Source organism: Serratia bockelmannii (assembly GCF_008011855.1).
Taxonomy (GTDB): domain Bacteria; phylum Pseudomonadota; class Gammaproteobacteria; order Enterobacterales; family Enterobacteriaceae; genus Serratia; species Serratia bockelmannii.
Genome location: NZ_VOUX01000033.1, coordinates 1,101,351 through 1,121,150, shown reverse-complemented (window position 1 = coordinate 1,121,150; position 19,800 = coordinate 1,101,351). Strand labels below are relative to the sequence as shown.

The window sequence follows — 19,800 nt, the reverse complement described above, 5'->3', positions numbered from 1 at the left end:
AAACACCTCGATATTTATTTCTGCGGATTCAACGCTTCAGGCGTATACAAAAGAGTTTCATCAGAACTCAACCTATAGTCTTCCAACGTCGCCGTATGGGTGTTGTTCCAGACTTCGTAGTCATTTTCGGGAACCGTACTATCTGCGATCCCCAGAGCACGATAACGCTCAAGTTCCCTGACTTCATGGGTGTAGTAACGTTTGTCGGTGTCAGTCGCCTGTAGTTCACCCTTCAGGATTTTCTCCAAACGATCGATCATTACCGCATTTTCCGCTGACGCCCCAAACCGCCCGGTATGCAGCTTCACTTTATCCACGCCGGCGCGGTCAATGATGGCGGTTTTCCAGTCCAGATTCTGAATTGGGCCACCGGCCTTGTCCGTGTTGTAGTCGCGACCACTGTATTGCCCTTTAGCGTTGGTTTCACCATAGATACCACTGAGCATGACATAGACTGGCTCAACGCCGGTCCCCGTTGCATCAGGCTGCCAGTAGATAAAATCCTGCAGTGGCAGGTCGCCTGCCGGAAAGGTCGTCGTGACGATACTGTCGGCCTGCTTTATCTCTGTACCGGTATGCACCGGCGTTACCGGCGCTGCAGGCGCAGGATTGCCGGTATGCCACGGCCCCGACGGGGCGGTGCCCGGGTTTATCAAAATGGTTCGCCCCGGCGCACCGGCCACCGCCGGCAAGGTGATCCGGTCCAGGCCGGTTGTTTCATCGCGAACCGGCCGATACACCGGCACGGTAGCGGAGACGCCGCCCGTTCCTGTTTTGACCAGTATTACCTCTTGCTGGCCGTTATTCCCCCGGCGAATAAACCCGCGCACCGGTAAATCGACCGTGGTCATTTCCGGCTGAATCGGTGTTTTCCCTGCGGCAAACAGTTGAGCCTGCGCAGCAAACATCTCAATGTCGCGCCCTGGAACCCGGTCGCTCCCCTCACCGGCTTTCCCCGGCCAGAATCCGACAACGAAGGCGCCGACTGCCGGGCCTGCAGCACTGACCGTGGCAATCCGGGAAACTTCCACCGCGCCGCGCCACACTGCGCTGGATACCCAGCCGGCCAGCTCACTGACGGTGGTCATCACGCTGTTGACCCATGTCGATAATTGTACCATACCGCCCGCACGGTTGAGCACCATGACCCCGGCGGTGGCCATCGCGGCATTGGCCGCTTTTATCATGCCGGGTGTATAGACCGGGGCGTCCAGTACGCCGGCTTTGGCGAACAGCGCTTTCCGTGCTGCTTCAGTCTTGCGTGCTGCTTCAGCCTTACGGGCCTCTTCGGCTTTGCGGGCTTCTTCAGCTCGACGGGCTTCCTCTGCTTTGCGAGCTTCTTCAACTCGACGGGCCTCCTCGGCTTTGCGGGCCTCTTCTGCCTTGGCCTTTGCCTCCGGAGTTTTGGCAGCAAGTTCCGTCTTAAGCTGGTTGATGCCATCATCGCTGAGGCCGCGCTTTTCCAGTTCGCTGATCAACACGCTCAGCACATACCGGTTTTGCTCGGTGTCTGCCATTAACCCGTAAAGCGTTTTCACCCCATTCCTGAAATCGCCGCGGTCGAGCTGGGCAAACGCTGGATTATACGTATCGGGTGCAGAGTGTCGGTATAAGGCGATTTGTAATGCGCGCCGCTCTTCCTCCGTGAGTTTCATGAAATGCGCCATTTTTTTGCGCAGATACATCAGATTTTTAAAGTTTTCTTTTGAAAACGCAGACGGCGGTGCGGTCACCATACCCGGGATATTGATTAACGGATATAGGACGTTGGGCAGACTATGATTAAACCGCGTCGCCGTGTTTCTGACGGTCACCTGCAGTGGCAGTTTTGCGCCGAACAGGTTGCCGCGCAGGTTGTTTTCGTTTTTCCTCATGGAATTCAACAACACACGGTCATTTTTCCAGTATTTGCAGTTTTCTCGCCCACAAACGGGGCAATGGTCATTATCGGACTTGTTCAGATACTCATCCAACACCGTACTGAATCCGATACCCAGCGTTTGACCGGACGGGTCAGGACGTGGTTCCAGTCGGTTTTGAACACCCATGCGGGAGATATCGGGGGCCGAATAAATATTAATGTTTGTGCCCCCGACAGGACCGGTCGGATTGGTATCATAGCCCAATCCATTCAATCGACCGGTTTCCTGGGGGCTAAAACCACTGTATACCCCCGGCAACTGACCGTTGCCAACGGCCCCTGACCCGGCATTGAGTTGCGGAGGTGGGTCAGAAAGCACCACCATTTCTTCTTCAGCAATATCTTGCGGCATTTTTTCATCCTTGTTTCATGGGGTTACACAGCGAACCAGCCAGACGACTGTTGCTGATTTACTTCTGCGCGAGTGCCTTTTCCAGCGTTACCAGTCGTGTTTCCAGCTCGATACGGGCTTTGCGCTCTGCATTACATTCGGCCTCTCGGAGCGCTCGTTCTTCCTTAAGCGCCTCAACCAGCAACGCCACTACGCCGTTGATATTGATGCTGCGGGCATCTTTCAGTACGCTGCCGTCATTGAGTTTCAGCTCGGTCTGGGCAACGGATTGGGGGAGAACCTCTTCCACTTCCTGTGCAATCACGCCGGCTTCCGGCACGCCCTGTTTGAGGTAGGTGTAGCCGCCGATGTTGGCCAGCTTGTCCAGGGCGCCGTCGATTGAGGTTATTTCCGTTTTCATACGGACGTCAGAGCTGATGTTCCACCCGCCGCCGGTGACGGCATAGCCGTCTTCTTTGAAAACGAACCAGCTATTTTTATTGCCGTCACTCACGTTAATGACCAGCTCGTTGTACTTCACATGGTCGTGATGATAAATTTTTACGTGTTTGTTACCTGGATTAGGTAAATAAAGCCCGTTGGTAATGGACTCCTGCGATTTATCGACATTCTCAGGCGGGCTTGCAGTGAACCAGCCGTGAGCGTTGCGTTTGGTCAGTTGCCCAACAGACAGCTCGGCATTGGGTTTGACCCGGAGTTCATTCCAGTTTCCCTGCCAATCGCGGTAAGAGAGCAGGCCATAATCCTCTTTGCCGGCGACCACGCGTGACCCCATCAACATGGCCGTAGTGACGTTACCGCTGGTGAAGTCGGTATGTACGGCAGCCGCATCATAGACCTGCCCATTAATAAGTGGGGCTGGACCGGTGGTCGCGGTGGAGATGCCGGCATTATGCGACACCATCGCCCCGCCGGAGATATCTACGCCGTTGCGCAGAGCCACCCGACCGGAAACCAGATTGAACGAGAAGGGGCGCAGCGTGTTCCACTGCCCGTCCTGGGCCTGCCCGTTTGGTGTGGTCAGGGCATAAAAATCTTTGCCATCGTTACGCAACATCACGCCGGTGTTGCCGTTGGCCAGTCGAAAGCCGTTGGCAGATTTTGAGACGATTTCACCGTCGCTGACGACCCGTTTGCGCAGTGTAGTCAGCGACTTTAGTTCGGTGATGTCGTCGTTGACGCCACTCTGTACCTGGGCATTTTTCTTTTGTTCAGCCATGATAATTCCTCGGTTTATTAATAAGTTCCTGCCATAGAAATGGCACATGGTAACGCTTTACAGACAGTTAACGACGCTGCACATTTAAGGCGAGGATGGTTAAAAATCACGAAAACTGTATGCATGAACAGTAGGTTATGAGCATCAGGAATAGATATCAAATGATAATGAATATCATTTGCTGTGTGATGGATGAGACAAGAAAGAAGAACGGATGATTTCTGGCGATGACGTGATAACTTTTTAATTTATAGATTAATAGTCATTTAAATTGACTGCTTAAGTGCGTTTGTTGTTCCGTTGCTCCCCACACCCATTTACTGCTTTGGCGATATGGGAACCGCGCAAAAAACGCCAGCGGCAGGCCTGAAAAGAAATAAACAGTCCGGCGTAAAGGCCGGACTGCGGGTTTGCCTTGGCTAGACGAGAATATCGGCGGAAGCGTCGACATGCCCAACGATTTTGACAAGGAAATCAGGTAATTGATTGCCGGAGAGATTGATGGCCAGATCGGTGACATTCTGCTGCGCGTCATAATTCAGCGCCGCTTCATACAACGAGCCGCTTAAACTATCCACGAAGTGCAGCTCGCTCCCGTCGGCCTTAGCCGTCTGGTTGAGCCACGACAGATCGATTTTATCCACCGCCGTCTGGAAATCGCGGATCCAATCCGGCGCGGCGGCTTGGCTGTCGCCGGCTTCGCGGAAGACGAAGGTGTCCGCGCCTGCATTGCCCCAGAGCTGATCGGCGCCGCCGGCACCGTAAATGATGTCGTTGCCTGCACCGCCTTTTAGCGTATTGTTCAGCGCGTTGCCCACTAAAATGTCTGCGCCGCTGCCGCCGATGATATTTTCAATCTGTGCGCCGTAGGCGATGGCGATATTTGCCTTCAAGCCGCCCACATCAGAGAATGCGCCTTCGTTAATGTTGATGCGCTGATCCTGGCTGTAGCCTGAAAAATCCAGCGTGTCATTGCCGCCGGCATCCCAGATAGCCGCCACGATTTTGTCCGTGGACGCCTTAACGCTCAGAAAGTCTCTGTCCGTATTCGAGTTGAAACCATAGGTGGTATCGCCGGTGCGCGTGGTGGTATTCGCGCCGTAAAGCTTCTGTATGGCGGTAATATCATCCAGCTGCGGCCCTGATGGCCAAACGCCTTTATAGTCAGCGCTGGTGTATTGTTCGTTAAAATAGCTCATCAAAGAATATTGATGGTCGTCTTCATAATACTTCGCCGAGTTGGCGTAGGTGGGGTAGGTGGCATTTGACGCATCATAATTGCCGGGATGAGAAAGCCCCAACGCATGCCCTATTTCATGAGTCAGCGTATCCCTGGCGTAGTTATTGGTTTGCGGATTGGAGGCGTCGTAGCCGTTATTGCCGCTGATCCAAATGGTGCTTTTGAGATTGCTCTGCGTACTTTCATACGAGGTGTAATTACCCCCGCTGGCCGCCTTATAAAAACCAAACTTGATATCTGCATTTTTCGCGTCGTTGCCTTTAACCTCGGTGAACGTGATGTTGGCCACATCCGACCAGGATTGCAATGAAAGCTTGGTTTGGGCTTGCTGGGCGGCGGTAAGCTGCGCGGCGCCCGTCTTGTCGCTGTCGGTATAGACGGGGAAAGAGTAGGTCAAGGTAGCCGCATGGTCGGTCACGCCTTTGCCATTGGCGGAATAATGGCTCCTCAGCAGCAGATCTGAAACCTCTTGCGTGGTATATGACGGTTTACTGCTCCCCGCGTGATCGCCTCTTTCATAACGGGTTAAATAATCGGAAATCTTATCGGTCGCTAATGACATATCAAACTCCTTTGGACGTTGACAATATTGCACCTAACGCTCTATATGCTCGTACACAGGTTTGAAAATCAGGGGTAATTAATGTGATATCATTGGCTTGCCTCCTTGGTCCGGCTTGAATATTGCGTTCAAGCGGAATATATCCTTATCATTAATCACGGTGAGGAATTAATTGTGTACTGTGATTGAGTTAAAGCAGTATAAACACAATTATTTTATTAATGAGTTATTCTTATATGAATCTTTTACATAAGATATGCGTAAAAGGCGTGCTCAAATAACCAGGTGGAATTAAATTTTTATTTAATATTACACTGTAATTGGCTCGCGAAATTTACGTGATTGATTTATCTTTTTGCTTTTATTTAATTTTTATCTATGAATGGCGGCGAGTACCCGCCATTGCCGCAATGCATATGGGCGGCTACTCGCCGGCGCTCGGCATTAATTGAGTACGGGATTATTAAGGGCGTCCGCGTACACCGATTAACTTACCTGATACTTAAAAACTGTAGGTGCCCTGCGCCAGCACGAAGTTCATGTTTTTCAGCCCGGCATGTTGCTGCAGGCTGTTGCTGACGTCGAAGTAGACGTAGGCCACCTTGAACTGAAGATCGCTGCGCGGTGTCCAGGTCGTTTCAACCTGATACTGGTTGCCGATAAAGCGCGAGCCCTGCGCGCTGCCCTTCACCGGGCGCATTGGCCCGAGGTAGAAGGCATCCTCGCGGCGTTGCCGCCACAACGCGTCCCAGCTGAAGTCGATGGCCAGGGTTTGCCACGGCATAATCGTGACCGAAGGATGGATGGCGATCAGGTTAGCCGGCGCCACCAGCCCGTTCTCGGTCAGGTAGGGCAGCTTGGGGTACATGGCGTTAAAGGTGTTGAGCTGCCCATCGTGACCGTTTTTATCGCCGCTGGCGATGCCAATCTTGCCGCCGAAGCGCGGTTGCCAGCGCCAGTCGTTGACCGTATAGCCGGCGTGCGCCGACGCCGACCAGGCGCGGATGTCACGCTGTTCTACGCTGCCGAACTGCCAGGCGGCTTCATTATCCCAGTCGAACCCCTGTGCCGCGCCGAAAATGCGTGCGCCGACGGTATAGCGCCGCTCTTGCCCGCTGAGCTGCGCGTAGTGGACGTCGTGATCCTCAAAGCCGAAGGTGTAGAGATCGAGCGAGGAGGCCAGCGCTGCCAGCGGCGTGGTGCCGTACAGCCCCCAGACCTTTTGGCTGTTGTCAGTATCGTCGTCGAAACTGCCGGTTTTGAGGGTGACGGGATGGCCGATAAAGGCGTCGAGGCGGTTTTTATCCTTGGCCCAGCTGGCGCGGATAGCATCGAAGGAACGGCGCACGTTGGGGCCGTCGCGGGTGCCCAGCAGGTGCAGCGAGCCCAGCGCAATCTCCTGGCGGCCGATCCGCAGGGTGCCGAGGCCGTAGGCGGTGGGCAGTTTTAAGTCCACATAGCCCTGGCCGAGGTAGGCATGATCTTCGTCAGTCGGCTTGCGCCCGCGGTCGCGCGGGGTGGCCAGCGACGATCCCACCTGCACATAGGCGCCGACATAGTCGCCGTAGTCGAGGCGCGCGCCAACCAGCAAGCGCTGCATGAAAGTGTCGTCGCGTCCGCCGTTCAGATCCCGCTGATCCGTCCATTCATAGCGCTCGCGCAGTGAACCGTCGAAAGACAACGTGGCCGCATCGCCCAACGGGATGTTTTTCCAGGGGGAAGCGGCGGGCTCCGCCGCCAGCGCGGGTAGCGTGGAGAACAGCAACAGTGCGGGTAGCGTGCGTTTCATCATGGATATCCGAAGAAAAGAGCGCGCCGCAGCGCGCCTTGGGTTTATTTAGCCGTCTGGTGAATTTCGGCGATGTAGCCGCCGGGGAAACTCACCAGCGCCGAGGCGCGGCGTTCCGCCGCCGTCGAATGCCACAGCACCTGCGCGCCGCTGGCCGTCGCTTTGGCCAGCGTGGCCGACAGATCGTCGACGCCATAGCCGGTGCGCTCATGGCCGAACGGATAAGGCAGATGCCCGTCGGTGACGAAAATGCGCGTTTTGCCGAAGTGGGAGTCCAGCTCGATCTGGCGGACCTTGCCGTTGTCGCTGCGGCCGATCGCCGTATCGCTGACCTGTTCGTCGCTCACGACCTTGCCGTGTGAGAACGCCTGGTAGCTTTTCAGGAAATCGTCGACGCGGTAGGCGGAGAGATACAGGCGGTTTTCCGGCACGCTCAGCAGCGGCTTGTAGTCAGGCGCCTTGGTGTGCCAATAGAGCTGCATGTTGACGCCGCCGGGCCATTGGATCACCGCGTCGCGGCCGATCGGATCGTCGAAAGGCGCAACCTGCACATCGGCGCCGGCGGCCCTGGCCTGCCGGATGGCGGCGTCCATATCCCTGACCAGAAAACCGTTGCGCTCGGCGCCGAACGGGTACGGGATCGGCGTTTTGAAATCGAACACCGAGAAGCTGCCGGCCGGCGTCAGTATCAGCTGGGAATAGGTTTCACTCGGCGTGGGCGTGACGTTGACCAGCACGCGTTCGGTACTGGTGCCGCCGAAGGTTTTCAGGATGCTGTCGACAAAGGCGTCCATCTTGCCGCGTTCGACGTAGACATGGGTGGTGTCATATTGCGGCCCCACGGCAAGAGGCGCCGTATCGGCCGCCCATGATACGGCAGGGAGCAGTAGCGCAAGGGCCGATATCCTCAGCCGACGAGAAGAAATGCCGATAATATGTTGCATGATGACCTCCAGGTAGCGGTTATTTTCCTGAGTGAAGCGTAATTTCCTATGAGCTTTCCCGTCGGCTGAAAAATAAAAACGAAAAACGCAATGTGCGTCGTGAAAAATTAAATAAGGGCGATGTTCTGGCGCCTAAGCGAATATCGCGCAGGTGCAAAATATCTCTTTTTATGGGCGTAGAACGGTGGGGCGCCTTTGCCGGCTCAGCCCGCTATCGCTAAGGAATGGCGGTGGTCATGAGGCCCGCTTCGCCGCGTGTTGAGGTGAATCGAGGATAATCCATAACGGTGTTCTCCTAGATGGGATATATCGCATGAGCCAGCTGAGTTTACGGTCTTCATTGCCGTCTAAATATAAATACAGCATTAAAAGAATTGCCGCCCATCAAATTTTTATATGACTTGTTGAGTAAATACGAATAAGCGGGGAAAGAGAATATCGCGGCGCCTGACAGGGCTGACGTGGAGCGGAAGCGGTGTTGATCTCGGGAGAAAAAACGGCCCGCCGAAGCAGGCCGTTGGGGGGACGTTACGCCAGATCGAAACGATCGAGGTTCATCACTTTGTTCCAGGCGGCGACGAAGTCGTGGGCGAACTTCTCCTGCGCGTCGGCGCTGCCGTAGACTTCGGCCAGCGCGCGCAGCTGCGCGTGCGAACCGAACACCAGATCGACGCGGGTGCCGGTCCACTTGACCGCGCCGCTGCGGCGATCGCGGCCTTCGAACAGGCCGTCTTCACCGATCGGATGCCAGGTGGTGCCCATGTCGAGCAGGTTGACGAAGAAGTCGTTGGTCAGCGCCTGCGGCCGCTGGGTGAACACGCCGTGCTGCGTGCCGCCAACGTTGGCGCCGAGCACGCGCAGCCCGCCGACCAGCACCGTCATTTCCGGCGCGGTCAGGGTCAGCAGCTGCGCCTTGTCGACCAGCAGCGTTTCGGCCGGCACGCGGTATTTACCCTTCAGGAAGTTGCGGAATCCGTCGGCGAGCGGCTCCATCGCCTCGAAGGAGTCCACGTCGGTCTGTTCCTGCGAGGCGTCCATGCGGCCTGGGGCGAACGGCACCGTCAGGGCGAAACCGGCGTTCTTCGCCGCCTGTTCCACGCCCGCCGCGCCGGCCAGCACGATCAGATCCGCCAGCGAGACGCGCTTGCCGCCGGTCTGGGCATCGTTGAAGGCGCGTTGGATGCTCTCCAGCTTGGCCAGCGTCGCGGCGAGCTGCGCAGGTTGGTTGACCGCCCAGTCCTTTTGCGGCGCCAGGCGAATGCGCGCGCCGTTGGCGCCGCCGCGTTTGTCGGAACCGCGGAAGCTGGAAGCCGAAGCCCAGGCGGTGGAGACCAGCGCGGACACCGGCAGGCCGGAAGCCAGCACGGCGTTTTTCAGCGCGGCGATGTCCTGCTCGTCGATCAGCGGATGATCGACCGCTGGGATCGGATCCTGCCAAATCAGCTCTTCCTGCGGCACTTCCGGGCCGAGGTAGCGCGCGCGCGGCCCCATATCGCGGTGGGTCAGCTTGAACCAGGCGCGGGCGAAGGCGTCGGCCAACTCTTCCGGATGCTCATAGAAACGGCGCGAAATCTTCTCGTAGGCCGGATCGAAGCGCAGCGACAGGTCGGTGGTCAGCATGGTCGGGCGGCGTTTCTTGTTGGGATCGAAGGCGTCGGGAATGGTTTCACCTATGTCTTTCGCTACCCACTGATGCGCCCCGGCCGGGCTTTGGCTCAGCTCCCATTCGTATTCGAACAGGTGGCGGAAGAAGTCGTGGTTCCACTGGGTCGGGGTGGTGGTCCAGGTGACTTCCAGGCCGCTGGTGATGGCGTCTTTGCCAACGCCGGTGCCGAAGGTGCTGTGCCAGCCGAGGCCCTGCGACTCCAGCCCGGCGGCCTCCGGATCGGCGCCGACGTTAGACGCCGGGCCGGCGCCGTGGGTCTTGCCGAAGGTGTGGCCGCCGGCGATCAGCGCCACGGTTTCTTCGTCGTTCATCGCCATGCGGGCGAAGGTTTCACGGATGTCGCGTGCGGCGGCCACCGGATCGGGATTGCCGTCCGGGCCTTCCGGGTTGACGTAGATCAGGCCCATCTGCACTGCCGCCAGCGGGTCCTCCAGATCGCGGTCGCCCGAGTAACGGCTGTTTGGCCCGCCGCTCAGCTCCAGCCAGATCTTCTCAGAACCCCAGTAGACGTCGTCCGGCTCCCAGGTGTCGGCGCGGCCGCCGGCATAGCCGAAGGTTTTAAAGCCCATCGATTCCAGCGCCACGTTGCCGGTCAAGATAATCAGGTCGGCCCAGGAGAGGTTGCGGCCGTATTTCTGTTTGATTGGCCACAGCAGGCGACGCGCCTTGTCGAGGCTGACGTTGTCCGGCCAGCTGTTGAGCGGGGCGAAGCGCTGCTGGCCTTCGCCCGCGCCGCCGCGGCCGTCGCCGATGCGGTAGGTGCCGGCGCTGTGCCAGGCCATGCGGATGAACAGGCCGCCGTAGTGGCCGAAGTCTGCCGGCCACCATTCCTGCGAGTCGGTCATCAGGGCGTGCAGATCCTGTTTGACCGCCGCCAGATCGAGACTGTTGAAGGCATCGGCGTAGTTGAAGTCTTTATCCATCGGATCGGACAGGGGGGAATGTTGGTGCAGTGGTTTCAGGCTGAGCTGATTAGGCCACCAATCCTGATTGGTGGGGCCGTTCTGCGGTGCGGGCTGCTTGCCGCCCGAAAACGGGCATTTGCTTTCAGTTGTCATAATGCGCTCTCTGCTTCCATAAAGGTGCTCCAGCCGCCGGGCGTGGAGCGGTTAACAAGGCATGCGGGTCAGGCTTGCGTCGGGTGTTGCGCTAAATAACTGAACTCAATGGATTCGCATCGCCCCGGCCGCTAACGGGCAAAAGGCGACTCATGGCTAAGCTTAGTCAGCGGTGGCGGAGAGATAAAATAGGAATGAGTGAATATTGTGATAGCTTGCGGCGATTTATGGGTGTGCTATTGATAGTCAACACGCCGTGTTATCGGCGCCGCAGCATAACCTTGAGCACCGCGTCCGCCAGCTTGCCAAACGGCGCGCGCAGGAGGTCGGTAAAACGCCAGCGGCTCTGGATAAAGACGCCTTTGGCGTGGCTCAGCGCCCGAAATCCTTCGATGCCGTGACAGGCCCCCATGCCGCTGGGGCCGATGCCGCCGAACGGCAGATCGTCCTGGGCGAAATGCAGTAGGGTGGCGTTAACGCTGACGTTGCCGGAGGTGGTGCGCGCCAGCAGCCGGTCCCGATCCTCGCCCGGCGGACCGAAGTAGTAGAGCGCAAGCGGGCGCGGCCCGGCGTTGATAACGTCGATCGTTTCATCAAAGGCGGCGTAGGTGCACACCGGCAGCAGCGGCCCGAAGATCTCCTCTTGCATGATCCGGCTGTCGTCGGGGGCGCCGACGATCAGCGTGGGGGCGAGGGTTTTCGGCCGTTCCGCCGCCGAGTTCGGGCGGTGGCCCACCGGAAGGATTTGTGCGCCCCGCGCCTGGGCGTCGGTGAGCAGATCCTGCAAACGGTGGTAGTGCCTGTCGTTGATGATGGCGCCGTAGTCATGGCTCGTCGGCCCGTCGGGGTAAAACGCTTTGACCGCCGCATCGTAGAGCGTGATGAAGTTTTCCACATCGTCCTGATGAACCAGCAGGTAATCGGGCGCGATACAGGTTTGGCCCGCGTTTGACAGCTTGCCGAACGCCACGCTCTTGACGTTTCTGGCATTAACCGCGCCGCGCGCCATGACGGCGGGGCTTTTGCCGCCCAGTTCAAGCGTTAACGGCACCAGATGTTTGCCGGCCGCCTGCATGACCTGACGGCCGATCGCCGTGCTGCCGGTGAACACCAGATGGTCGAACGCCAGCTCGCTGAATCTGGCCCCGACGTCCGGCCCGCCGGTCACCACCGCGACCTCATCGGCGGGAAACAGCGCCGCCAGCATCGTTTCGATGAGGCGGCTGGTATGCGGCGTGAGCTCCGAAGGTTTCAGCATCACGCGGTTGCCGGCGGCCAGGGCGGTGGCCAGCGGGATGAAGGTCAACGAGAAGGGATAGTTCCACGGCGCCATGATGCCAATCACCCCCTTGGGCTGATATTGCACATAGGCGCGTGCGGCCTGATACGGCAGGGCGACGTGGCGGCGCTCCGGCTGCATGAAGCGTTTCAGGTTGCGCAGCAGGTAATCGATCGCCTGAACGGTGACCAGAATCTCCAGAATGTCGGTTTCGTAAGGCGAACGGTGGCCGAAGTCCGCGCTGACGGCCGCCGCCAGCGCGGCGCGCTGGGCCAGAATGGCGCTCCGCAAGCGGCGCAGGGCGGCCTTGCGCTGTTGCATCGTCGGCGCGCCGTCGCGCAGGAAGGCGTGGCGCTGGGCGGCAAGCCGCGGCTCCATCGTCATGAGGATGTCATCTCCCTGCACTTGAATTCTCCTGATGCCGATCGCGTTACTGAGGGAAATACCGCTTGCCGGGCCACTATTGACCTTAAAGTGAACTTTAAACCTATACTCGTTAAACGATCAACGCAAGATCGTCGGCCAACCGGGATGAGGGAGCCAGAGATCCCGGTGCCGTGCGCAGTATAAACCTTCTTTTTTAACCATAGTGTAAATGGGAGAAACGACATGGGTTATGTAACGACCAGCGATGGCGTCGAGATTTTCTACAAGGATTGGGGCCCAAAAAACGGCAAGGTTATCTACTTCCACCACGGTTGGCCGCTGTCCAGCGATGACTGGGATGCCCAGATGCTGTTCTTCGTGAACAAAGGGTTCCGCGTGGTTGCGCACGATCGCCGCGGCCACGGCCGCTCCAGCCAGGTGTGGGAAGGGCACGACATGGATCATTACGCCGATGACGTCGCCGCGGTGGTAAAACACCTGGGCGTGCAGGGCGCCATGCACGTAGGCCACTCGACCGGCGGTGGCGAGGTGGTGCGCTATATCGTGCGCCACGGCGAGGACAAGGTGTCCAAAGCGGTGCTGATCAGCGCGGTGCCGCCGCTGATGGTGAAAACCGACGCCAATCCGCAGGGCACCCCAAAATCGGTATTCGATGATTTCCAGGCGCAGCTGGCCGCCAACCGGGCGCAGTTCTATTACGACGTGCCCGCAGGCCCGTTCTATGGCTATAACCGCCCGGGTGCCAAACCGTCGGAGGCGATTATCTGGAACTGGTGGCGGCAGGGCATGATGGGGGGCGCCAAGGCGCACTATGACGGCATCGTCGCCTTCTCGCAGACCGATTTCACCGAAGATCTCAAGAAGATTGCCATTCCGGTGCTGGTGATCCACGGCGATGACGACCAGGTGGTGCCTTATCAGGATTCCGGCGTGCTCTCGGCCAAGCTGGTGCAAAACGGCACGCTCCATACCTATAAGGGCGCGCCGCACGGCATCCCGACCACCCATGCCGATCAGGTCAACGCCGATCTGCTGGCGTTCGTGAACAGTTAAGCGCGAACAAGCACTTTTGCTCCGCCCTGAGTGGGCGGAGCTTTTTTCATTACGATGAGGAACGGAAATGCAAACGATCCTGGGCGCCAGTGGCCAGATCGCCCAAGAGCTGGCGCGTGAACTGAAGCGCGCGTACACCGATGATTTAAGATTGGTCAGCCGCAACCCGAAGAAGGTCAACGACAGCGATACGCTGGTCGCGGCCGACCTGCTCGATGCACAACAGACCCTGGCGGCGGTGAAGGGCAGCGACGTGGTGTATTTCGCCGCCGGCCTGCCGCCGGATTCGGCGCTGTGGGAGCGGCAATTTCCGACCATGCTGCAGAATGCGTTGGACGCCAGCCGTACCGCGGGCGTGCCCTTTGTTTATTTCGACAATACTTACATGTATCCGCAGAACGGCGAGCCGCAGACGGAATCGACGCCGTTCGCGCCTCGGGGGCGCAAGGGACGGGTGCGCGCTCTGATGACCGAGAAGGTGCTCGACGAGATGAAGCGCAAGCAGATCCCCGTGCTGATCGGCCGTGCTCCTGAGTTTTATGGGCCGGGGAAAACGCAGAGCTTCACCAACGCGTTGATCGTCGACAGGCTGAAAGCGGGGGAAAAACCGCGCGTGCCGGTTCGCGACGACAGGCTGCGCACGCTGATCTGGACGCCCGACGCCAGCCGCGGGTTAGCCCGGCTCGGCAATACGCCCGACGCGTTCGGCCAGACGTGGCATTTGCCGTGCTGCGACGAACGGCTCACCTATGCGCAGTTCGCCGCCTTGGCCTGCGAGGTGTTTGGGAAGGACATTTCATATTCCGTCATCGGCAAATGGGCGTTGATCGCCGCAGGGCTGGTTTCATCCGGGGCGCGTGAGATGCGCGAGCTGCTGCCGCGCTACGAGCACGACAACCTGTTCGACTCGACCAAGTTCAAGCAGCGCTTTCCCGACTTCGCCGTCACGACGTATCGCGCCGGGCTGGAAACGATTTGGCGGGAGTGGAAGAACGCGCAAGCGCCGCGTTAAGATGCCCGCCGCGCCAGGGCTAGCCATAGCGCGCTACGCTGGGCTGCCGGCCCACTCGAGCCATTAAGCGAGCCTCGCCCCTCACCGGGCGGGGCTTTTTATTGGCTGCGCGAAAGCGGATCACCAGTGATAGCTGATGCCCATATCGAGCTTGTCCGACGCATCGACGCCGGCCGCGTGCTGCGAAAGGTTATTGAATTCATAGTTAATAAACACCTGCATGTTGCTGTTGAGCAACCAGGTCACCCCCAGCTCCTCGTAGTTCAATAAGTCGGTGTTGCGGCCTGCCCGGGCCTGTATTAAACGGGTATAGCCGATGTTGGGCTGAATATGGTCCGTCAGCCGGTATTTGACGAGCGCTTCATAACTTGACGCCGAGCCGCGGTTAGCGGTTTGTTGTGGGCTGATGGCGTTGTCGCTTTGGGTGAACACGGCCGCAAGATAGATTTTTTTCGACGCATAGAGAACCCCTTCGGCCAGCGTATCGATGCGTCGGCGATAGCCGGCGGCGTGTTGCTGCCGCTGCGTGGTTTGAGACGCCGAGGCGGCGGCGATGAGGCTGAGCGTCGGCGTCAGCGCATAACGGAACGAGGCGCCGAAGCCGTTGCCGTTTTGTTTACCCGGCGTTTGCCGATCGTCGCCGTCTTTGAACTGATATTGCAACGCGAGGGCGGCGCGCCGCTGAAACAGGCTGAAAGTTTGGCGGTAAGTGAGCAGGTTATGCGCCCGGCCGCGCATAAAGTTATCGATGTAGTTGTACGCTATTTCCCTAAACAGCGGGGAGCGATCGGTCAGGGCGGTCACATCATAAAGCACGCCCCAGTTGCGGCCGATATCGAGGCTGCCCAGTGTGGCGTTTTGCACGCCGATATAGGCGAGCCGGGTGCTGTTTCGGCTCGCGTCGGCGAAGCTGACGGTATATTCCCAGTGGGCGTAGGCCTGCCAGCGCGGCGCGATCTTTTTTTTGCCTATCAGGCCGAAATAGAGGTAGCTGCGGTCGCCGTCGTCGCGTTCGTTTTGGCCGCTGTAGCGTCTGGCGATAATCGTGCCGTAGAAATTCAGGCTGTTTTGCTGCGGTCCCGTCAACGACACGGCGAAGGCGCCGCGCGGCAACAGGGCCAGCAGGGGGAACAGCATGCCCGCCGAAAAATAACGAGGATTGCGTTTTATCATGATGGCACCGTCCCTGTGCGCGGCAAGCCCGTGTGCTTGCCGCCCCGGCGAAGCTTAAGCGTGCGTTTCGCGTTTAAAGTAACTGACGATCCCCTGAGCGATCGCCGTGGCAATTTTATTTCGGAAGGCGGGGGTGCCGAGCAGCCTTTCTTCCTCAGGGTTGGTGATGAAAGAGGTTTCCACCAAGACGGAAGGAATATACGGGGACTTTAAGACCACGAAGGCCGCCTGTTCGGTATTTTTGGCATGCAAGTGATGGATGGGCGCAATATGCTGAATTAGGTGCGAGCCCAGCGCCAGGCTCTCTTTGATCGTTTCCGTCTGCTCCAAATCAAACAGTATCTTCTGCAAATAGCGGTCTTTCTTGATGACGTTGGGGCCGGCGAGATCGTCCGCCGCGTTTTCACTGTTCGATAAGTATTTCGCCATCGCGCTGCTGGCGCCTTTATTGGAAAGCGCAAAAACCGACGCGCCGCAGGCACTGGGGCAGGTAAAGCCGTCGGCGTGGATGGACATGAAAAGATCGGCGCCATGCCGGTGCGCGATCTCCACCCGATCGTACAGCGGAATAAAAACGTCGCTGTCGCGCGTCAGGCGGGCATCGATGCCGTGTCGATCAAGCTGTGCACGCACATTTCTGGCGATCGCCAGAACGACATGTTTTTCCAGCGAACCGGTGTGGCCAATGGCGCCGGAGTCGATGCCGCCATGACCGGGATCCAACATGACCAGGAATCTTTTTCGCGCCCCCTGAGGGCCGTTCTGCTTTTTGGGACGTGGCAGGCCGTGGGCGTGAGCCAGCGGGGAAACGGCGCCGTTCAGCGCCAGGGCCGCCAACCCTGCCAACATCATTCTGCGGCGAGATAACCGGGTGTTCAAAAGGTCCGTCTTAGCCATAAGGTTAACCAGCATAAAAGGAAAGGGTGTTTTTGTTATAACATAACAATTTCACGCGCCGGCGGGGTTGTCTGTTAGCGGCTGTTACTTTTAATGTCATTCCTTAAATTCACTGGTTTTTTATACTGCATTTATTTTGTTTATTGAATGTTTGTGTTGATGTTAATTTGTTTTGCAATTGTTAATTCTTATTTTGACACACTATTTAATCTAATATTTCAAATGAGATTTATTCTCCTCTTTAATTGATATGTTATAACGTAAACATTAAAACGGATAAAAAGCGGGGTCTTTGCCGCCGGCATGAAGCTACTCACGTTTTTGGAGCGTTAACATGACTTTTAAACACCAGGAAAAAGAGACACTAAATATATTCGCCGTTCTCGCGGTCTCGTTAAGCACGGTCATCGCCATGCTCGACAGTACCATCGCCAACGTGGCATTGCCGGTGATCGCCAAAGATTTCGGCGTTTCCGAATCGGCCTCCATCATGATTATTAATGCCTACCAGTTTGCCGTTGTCGCCTCTTTGATGCCCTTCGCGGCGCTGGGCCGCGCGGTGGGCAATAAAAAGATCTTTATAGCCGGGGTGGTGCTGTTCGCTTTTTCATCCTTGGACTGCGCGCTGTCCACGACGCTGTCGATGCTGACGGCATTCAGGGTGATACAGGGCTTCGGTGCGGCGGCGGTGCTCAGCGTCAATGCGGCGCTAATCAAGGAGATATACCCGGAAAGGCTGCTGGGGCGCGGCCTGGGGATCAATGTGATGGTGGTGTCGGTTTCCGCCGCCGCCGGGCCGTCCATCGCCTCGGCGATACTTTCTCAGACGAGCTGGAACTGGCTGTTTACCATCAATGTTCCCATCGCCTGCCTGTCGCTGCTGCTGAGCCTGATCTTCCTGGCCCCCCGCGAGCGGCGCAGCGTTGGATTCGACAGCGGGGGGGCTCTGTTGGTGTTTGTGCTGTTTATCGCTTTCTCGCTCAGCACGATGAGCATGACCACCCACCATCTGCCGGCGGCGGCGCTCAGCTTTGCGGTATTCGCCGGGCTGGCCGGGTGGCTGTACATCAATCAGAAAAGAAAGGCCAACGCCGCGCTGATCCCGATCGCGATGCTGCATAACCCGACGCTGTCATTGTCTTTGCTGATGTCGATGCTGTCTTACAGCACCCAGCTTTTGGCTTTTGTATCGCTGCCTTTCTATTTCCACAATGTCCTGCAAAGAAACGTGGTGGACATCGGTCTGCTGCTGACCGCCTGGCCGCTGGCCACCATGGCGTCTTCGCTAATTTCCGGCGATTTGGCCAAGAAATACGATCCCAATCTTGTTGCCCTCTCGGGCCTCGCCTGTCTGCTGGCAGGCATGCTGCTGATGGCCAATTTGCCGAGCGATCCGTCGAATGGGGCGATCGTATGGCGTGTGGCGCTGTGCGGCATCGGTTTCGGCCTGTTTCAATCACCGAACAACCTGCTGATCATGACCTCGGTCTCGCACGAAAACAGCAGCATCGCCAGCGGCCTGTTGGGCAGCTCCCGGTTGATCGGGCAAATCGTCGGTTCGGCGTTAGTGGCGATTTTCTTCAATATGCGCGGCGCGCAAGCGACGAATATCAGTTTAATGGCGGGGGCGGCATTCTCGTTCCTTTCTCTGGTCGTGAGCTATATGCGCTTCAAGTCCGCCGTTACGTTAAAAACCAGCAAATAGAAGCACGAGGTTTCCCATGCGATTTATCCCATTAGTGCCGTTGGTTATCGGGATGGCGGCGTTTTCCCTTGCCGGTTGCACGACCTACCACGACGTGGCGTTGCAACAAAAAGAGGCGGGGCTCAATAGCCCGTATTACCTGCTGCAGCCGCCGGTCTATGTCGGCGACCAGTTGAAATATGGCCTGAAGGACGGCAGCGGCGGCGAGCTGAAGGTGGCGAAGGTGGAACCTAAAGACATCGTCGCCGACAGCGGAAAAATCATTCCCCTGGCAGAGCTTTCTTTCCTGCAACGAAAAGACCTTTCCACGGGAAAAACCGCCGCGTTGGTTGGCGGCGGCGCGGTAGCCACCACGGCAATCGTCTTTGTGGCCGGGATAACCATTATGGCAGCAGGCATCGCCGCGTCGGCCTAATACAGCCCATCGACGCGCGCCGCCGAGCGTGCGCGCAGGAGGCACCATGTGCGTAACAGTGAAATTTATCGCCACCGCGCTGCTGGCCCTATTTGCCTTGCCGACGGTGCCTTGCGCCGGCGCCAGCCTGCCGGCGGCGGTCGAGCCGTTGCAAAGCGTGGCGACGCAAACGCTGCCCGGCAGCTACCCGCGGATCGTCATCACCGGCAACTGCCCCTTCGGCGTGATCCTGGCGAACGAGGCGGCCTATCGGCACGTCGTCGGCGTGGGGCCCTGGGCGTTCATGCATGCCGATAGGCATGTGTTGAAGGACATGAAGCCGGATATCGGCAGGATCACGTCCGATTTCATCAATAAAGACTATCGGGTCAACATGGAGTCGTTAATGAATCTGCGGCCCGACATCATTTATTACTACGGCAAAAGCCAGGACGATCGGCTGGAAAGGGCGGGCGTGATGACCGTCGATCTGGACGCCGGCGGGAAGACCAAATACCAGCCGATGGTCACCCAGGTGTATTGGGAAAATACCTTCGCCGACACCCTCGGCCTGCCGCGCACGCATAAATTCAAAGACGCCTGGGAAAAGACCCTGAAGCAGATCCGCCCCTATGCCGCCGCCATCCGCGCGCAGCACGTCAGGGCGTTATATCTGGAAGAAAGCGACGGCAGGCAGCTGAAGGTGAGCGGCCCACACACCTACGGCGACACCTATCTGAAAATGGCCGGCATGGACAACGTCGCCGGGGATTTGCCGGTGAAGGGGGATGCCGGCAGGTACATCAACGTTTCGATGGAGCAAATCATGGCCTGGGACCCGGATGTGATTTTCGTGGTGTTCGGCAGCGCCAAAGCGCTGCTGCACGGGGGGATCCCCGGCCAGGCGTGGGAGACGCTCAGGGCGGTGAAAAACGGCAAGGTTTTCTCGACGCCGGTGGGCATTCACAACTGGGGGGGCCTGTCGGCGGAAACGTCACTGCTGCCGCTGTTTATGATCAACCGGTATGCCCCTGAAGACATTAGCGACAAAACGCTGCGGGAGGAGACGCGTCGCTATTATCAGACGATGTTCTCTTATGCGATCCCGGACCGGTTGCTGGATGAGGTGCTGGCGCAACGCTAGTGCCA

14 protein-coding genes are annotated in these 19,800 nt (G+C 58.1%); 5 read left to right on the top strand and 9 right to left on the bottom strand.

Going from position 1 to position 19,800, the window contains the following annotated elements; translation table 11 throughout:
* Window positions 1-14: 14 nt before the first annotated feature.
* From FOT55_RS25505 to FOT55_RS21775, 7 genes are all read right to left on the bottom strand, one after another.
* Window positions 15-2,273: an S-type pyocin domain-containing protein gene (locus FOT55_RS25505; RefSeq protein WP_238476126.1), complete on the bottom strand. Its 2,259-nt coding sequence runs from the start codon at window positions 2,271-2,273 to the stop codon at window positions 15-17.
* A 58-nt stretch (window positions 2,274-2,331) separates the two neighbouring features.
* Window positions 2,332-3,492, bottom strand: a complete 1,161-nt coding sequence (locus FOT55_RS21800; RefSeq protein WP_060433568.1) for a tail fiber domain-containing protein — start codon at window positions 3,490-3,492, stop codon at window positions 2,332-2,334.
* A 419-nt stretch (window positions 3,493-3,911) separates the two neighbouring features.
* Entirely contained in the window at window positions 3,912-5,294 is a 1,383-nt protein-coding gene (locus tag FOT55_RS21795) for a serralysin family metalloprotease (protein ID WP_089181109.1), read from the bottom strand.
* 502 nt (window positions 5,295-5,796) lie between these two features.
* Entirely contained in the window at window positions 5,797-7,086 is a 1,290-nt protein-coding gene (locus FOT55_RS21790) for an alginate export family protein (protein ID WP_060433564.1), read from the bottom strand.
* 41 nt (window positions 7,087-7,127) lie between these two features.
* Entirely contained in the window at window positions 7,128-7,925 is a 798-nt protein-coding gene (locus FOT55_RS21785; RefSeq protein ID WP_222706560.1) for a VOC family protein, read from the bottom strand.
* A 630-nt stretch (window positions 7,926-8,555) separates the two neighbouring features.
* Window positions 8,556-10,751, bottom strand: a complete 2,196-nt coding sequence (katG, locus tag FOT55_RS21780; protein WP_141998491.1) for a catalase/peroxidase HPI — start codon at window positions 10,749-10,751, stop codon at window positions 8,556-8,558.
* A gap of 259 nt (window positions 10,752-11,010) precedes the next feature.
* A complete protein-coding gene (locus FOT55_RS21775; RefSeq protein WP_147824005.1) occupies window positions 11,011-12,414 on the bottom strand; it encodes a coniferyl aldehyde dehydrogenase in 1,404 nt (467 codons plus the stop codon).
* Window positions 12,415-12,639: 225 nt separating this feature from the next.
* Between FOT55_RS21775 and FOT55_RS21770 the strand changes: the two genes are divergently transcribed.
* A complete protein-coding gene (locus tag FOT55_RS21770) occupies window positions 12,640-13,470 on the top strand; it encodes an alpha/beta fold hydrolase (RefSeq protein WP_025303474.1) in 831 nt (276 codons plus the stop codon).
* A 67-nt stretch (window positions 13,471-13,537) separates the two neighbouring features.
* A complete protein-coding gene (locus tag FOT55_RS21765) occupies window positions 13,538-14,482 on the top strand; it encodes an NAD-dependent epimerase/dehydratase family protein (protein ID WP_147824004.1) in 945 nt (314 codons plus the stop codon).
* Between the two features lie 120 nt (window positions 14,483-14,602).
* Here the strand turns inward: FOT55_RS21765 and FOT55_RS21760 are convergent, their stop codons facing one another.
* Window positions 14,603-15,655 (bottom strand): porin, encoded by a 1,053-nt coding sequence (locus FOT55_RS21760; protein WP_147824003.1) that lies wholly within the window; start codon window positions 15,653-15,655, stop codon window positions 14,603-14,605.
* A 54-nt stretch (window positions 15,656-15,709) separates the two neighbouring features.
* Window positions 15,710-16,552 (bottom strand): N-acetylmuramoyl-L-alanine amidase AmiA, encoded by an 843-nt coding sequence (amiA, locus tag FOT55_RS21755; protein WP_043143191.1) that lies wholly within the window; start codon window positions 16,550-16,552, stop codon window positions 15,710-15,712.
* A gap of 334 nt (window positions 16,553-16,886) precedes the next feature.
* Here amiA and FOT55_RS21750 point away from each other — a divergent pair, with 334 nt between their 5' ends.
* From FOT55_RS21750 to FOT55_RS21740, 3 genes are read left to right on the top strand one after another with little or no spacing between them, the layout of a single operon-like run.
* Entirely contained in the window at window positions 16,887-18,257 is a 1,371-nt protein-coding gene (locus tag FOT55_RS21750; RefSeq protein ID WP_147824002.1) for an MFS transporter, read from the top strand.
* Between the two features lie 52 nt (window positions 18,258-18,309).
* Window positions 18,310-18,672 (top strand): hypothetical protein, encoded by a 363-nt coding sequence (locus tag FOT55_RS21745; protein ID WP_016927066.1) that lies wholly within the window; start codon window positions 18,310-18,312, stop codon window positions 18,670-18,672.
* A 46-nt stretch (window positions 18,673-18,718) separates the two neighbouring features.
* Window positions 18,719-19,795, top strand: a complete 1,077-nt coding sequence (locus FOT55_RS21740; RefSeq protein ID WP_230201398.1) for an ABC transporter substrate-binding protein — start codon at window positions 18,719-18,721, stop codon at window positions 19,793-19,795.
* Window positions 19,796-19,800 lie beyond the last annotated feature (5 nt).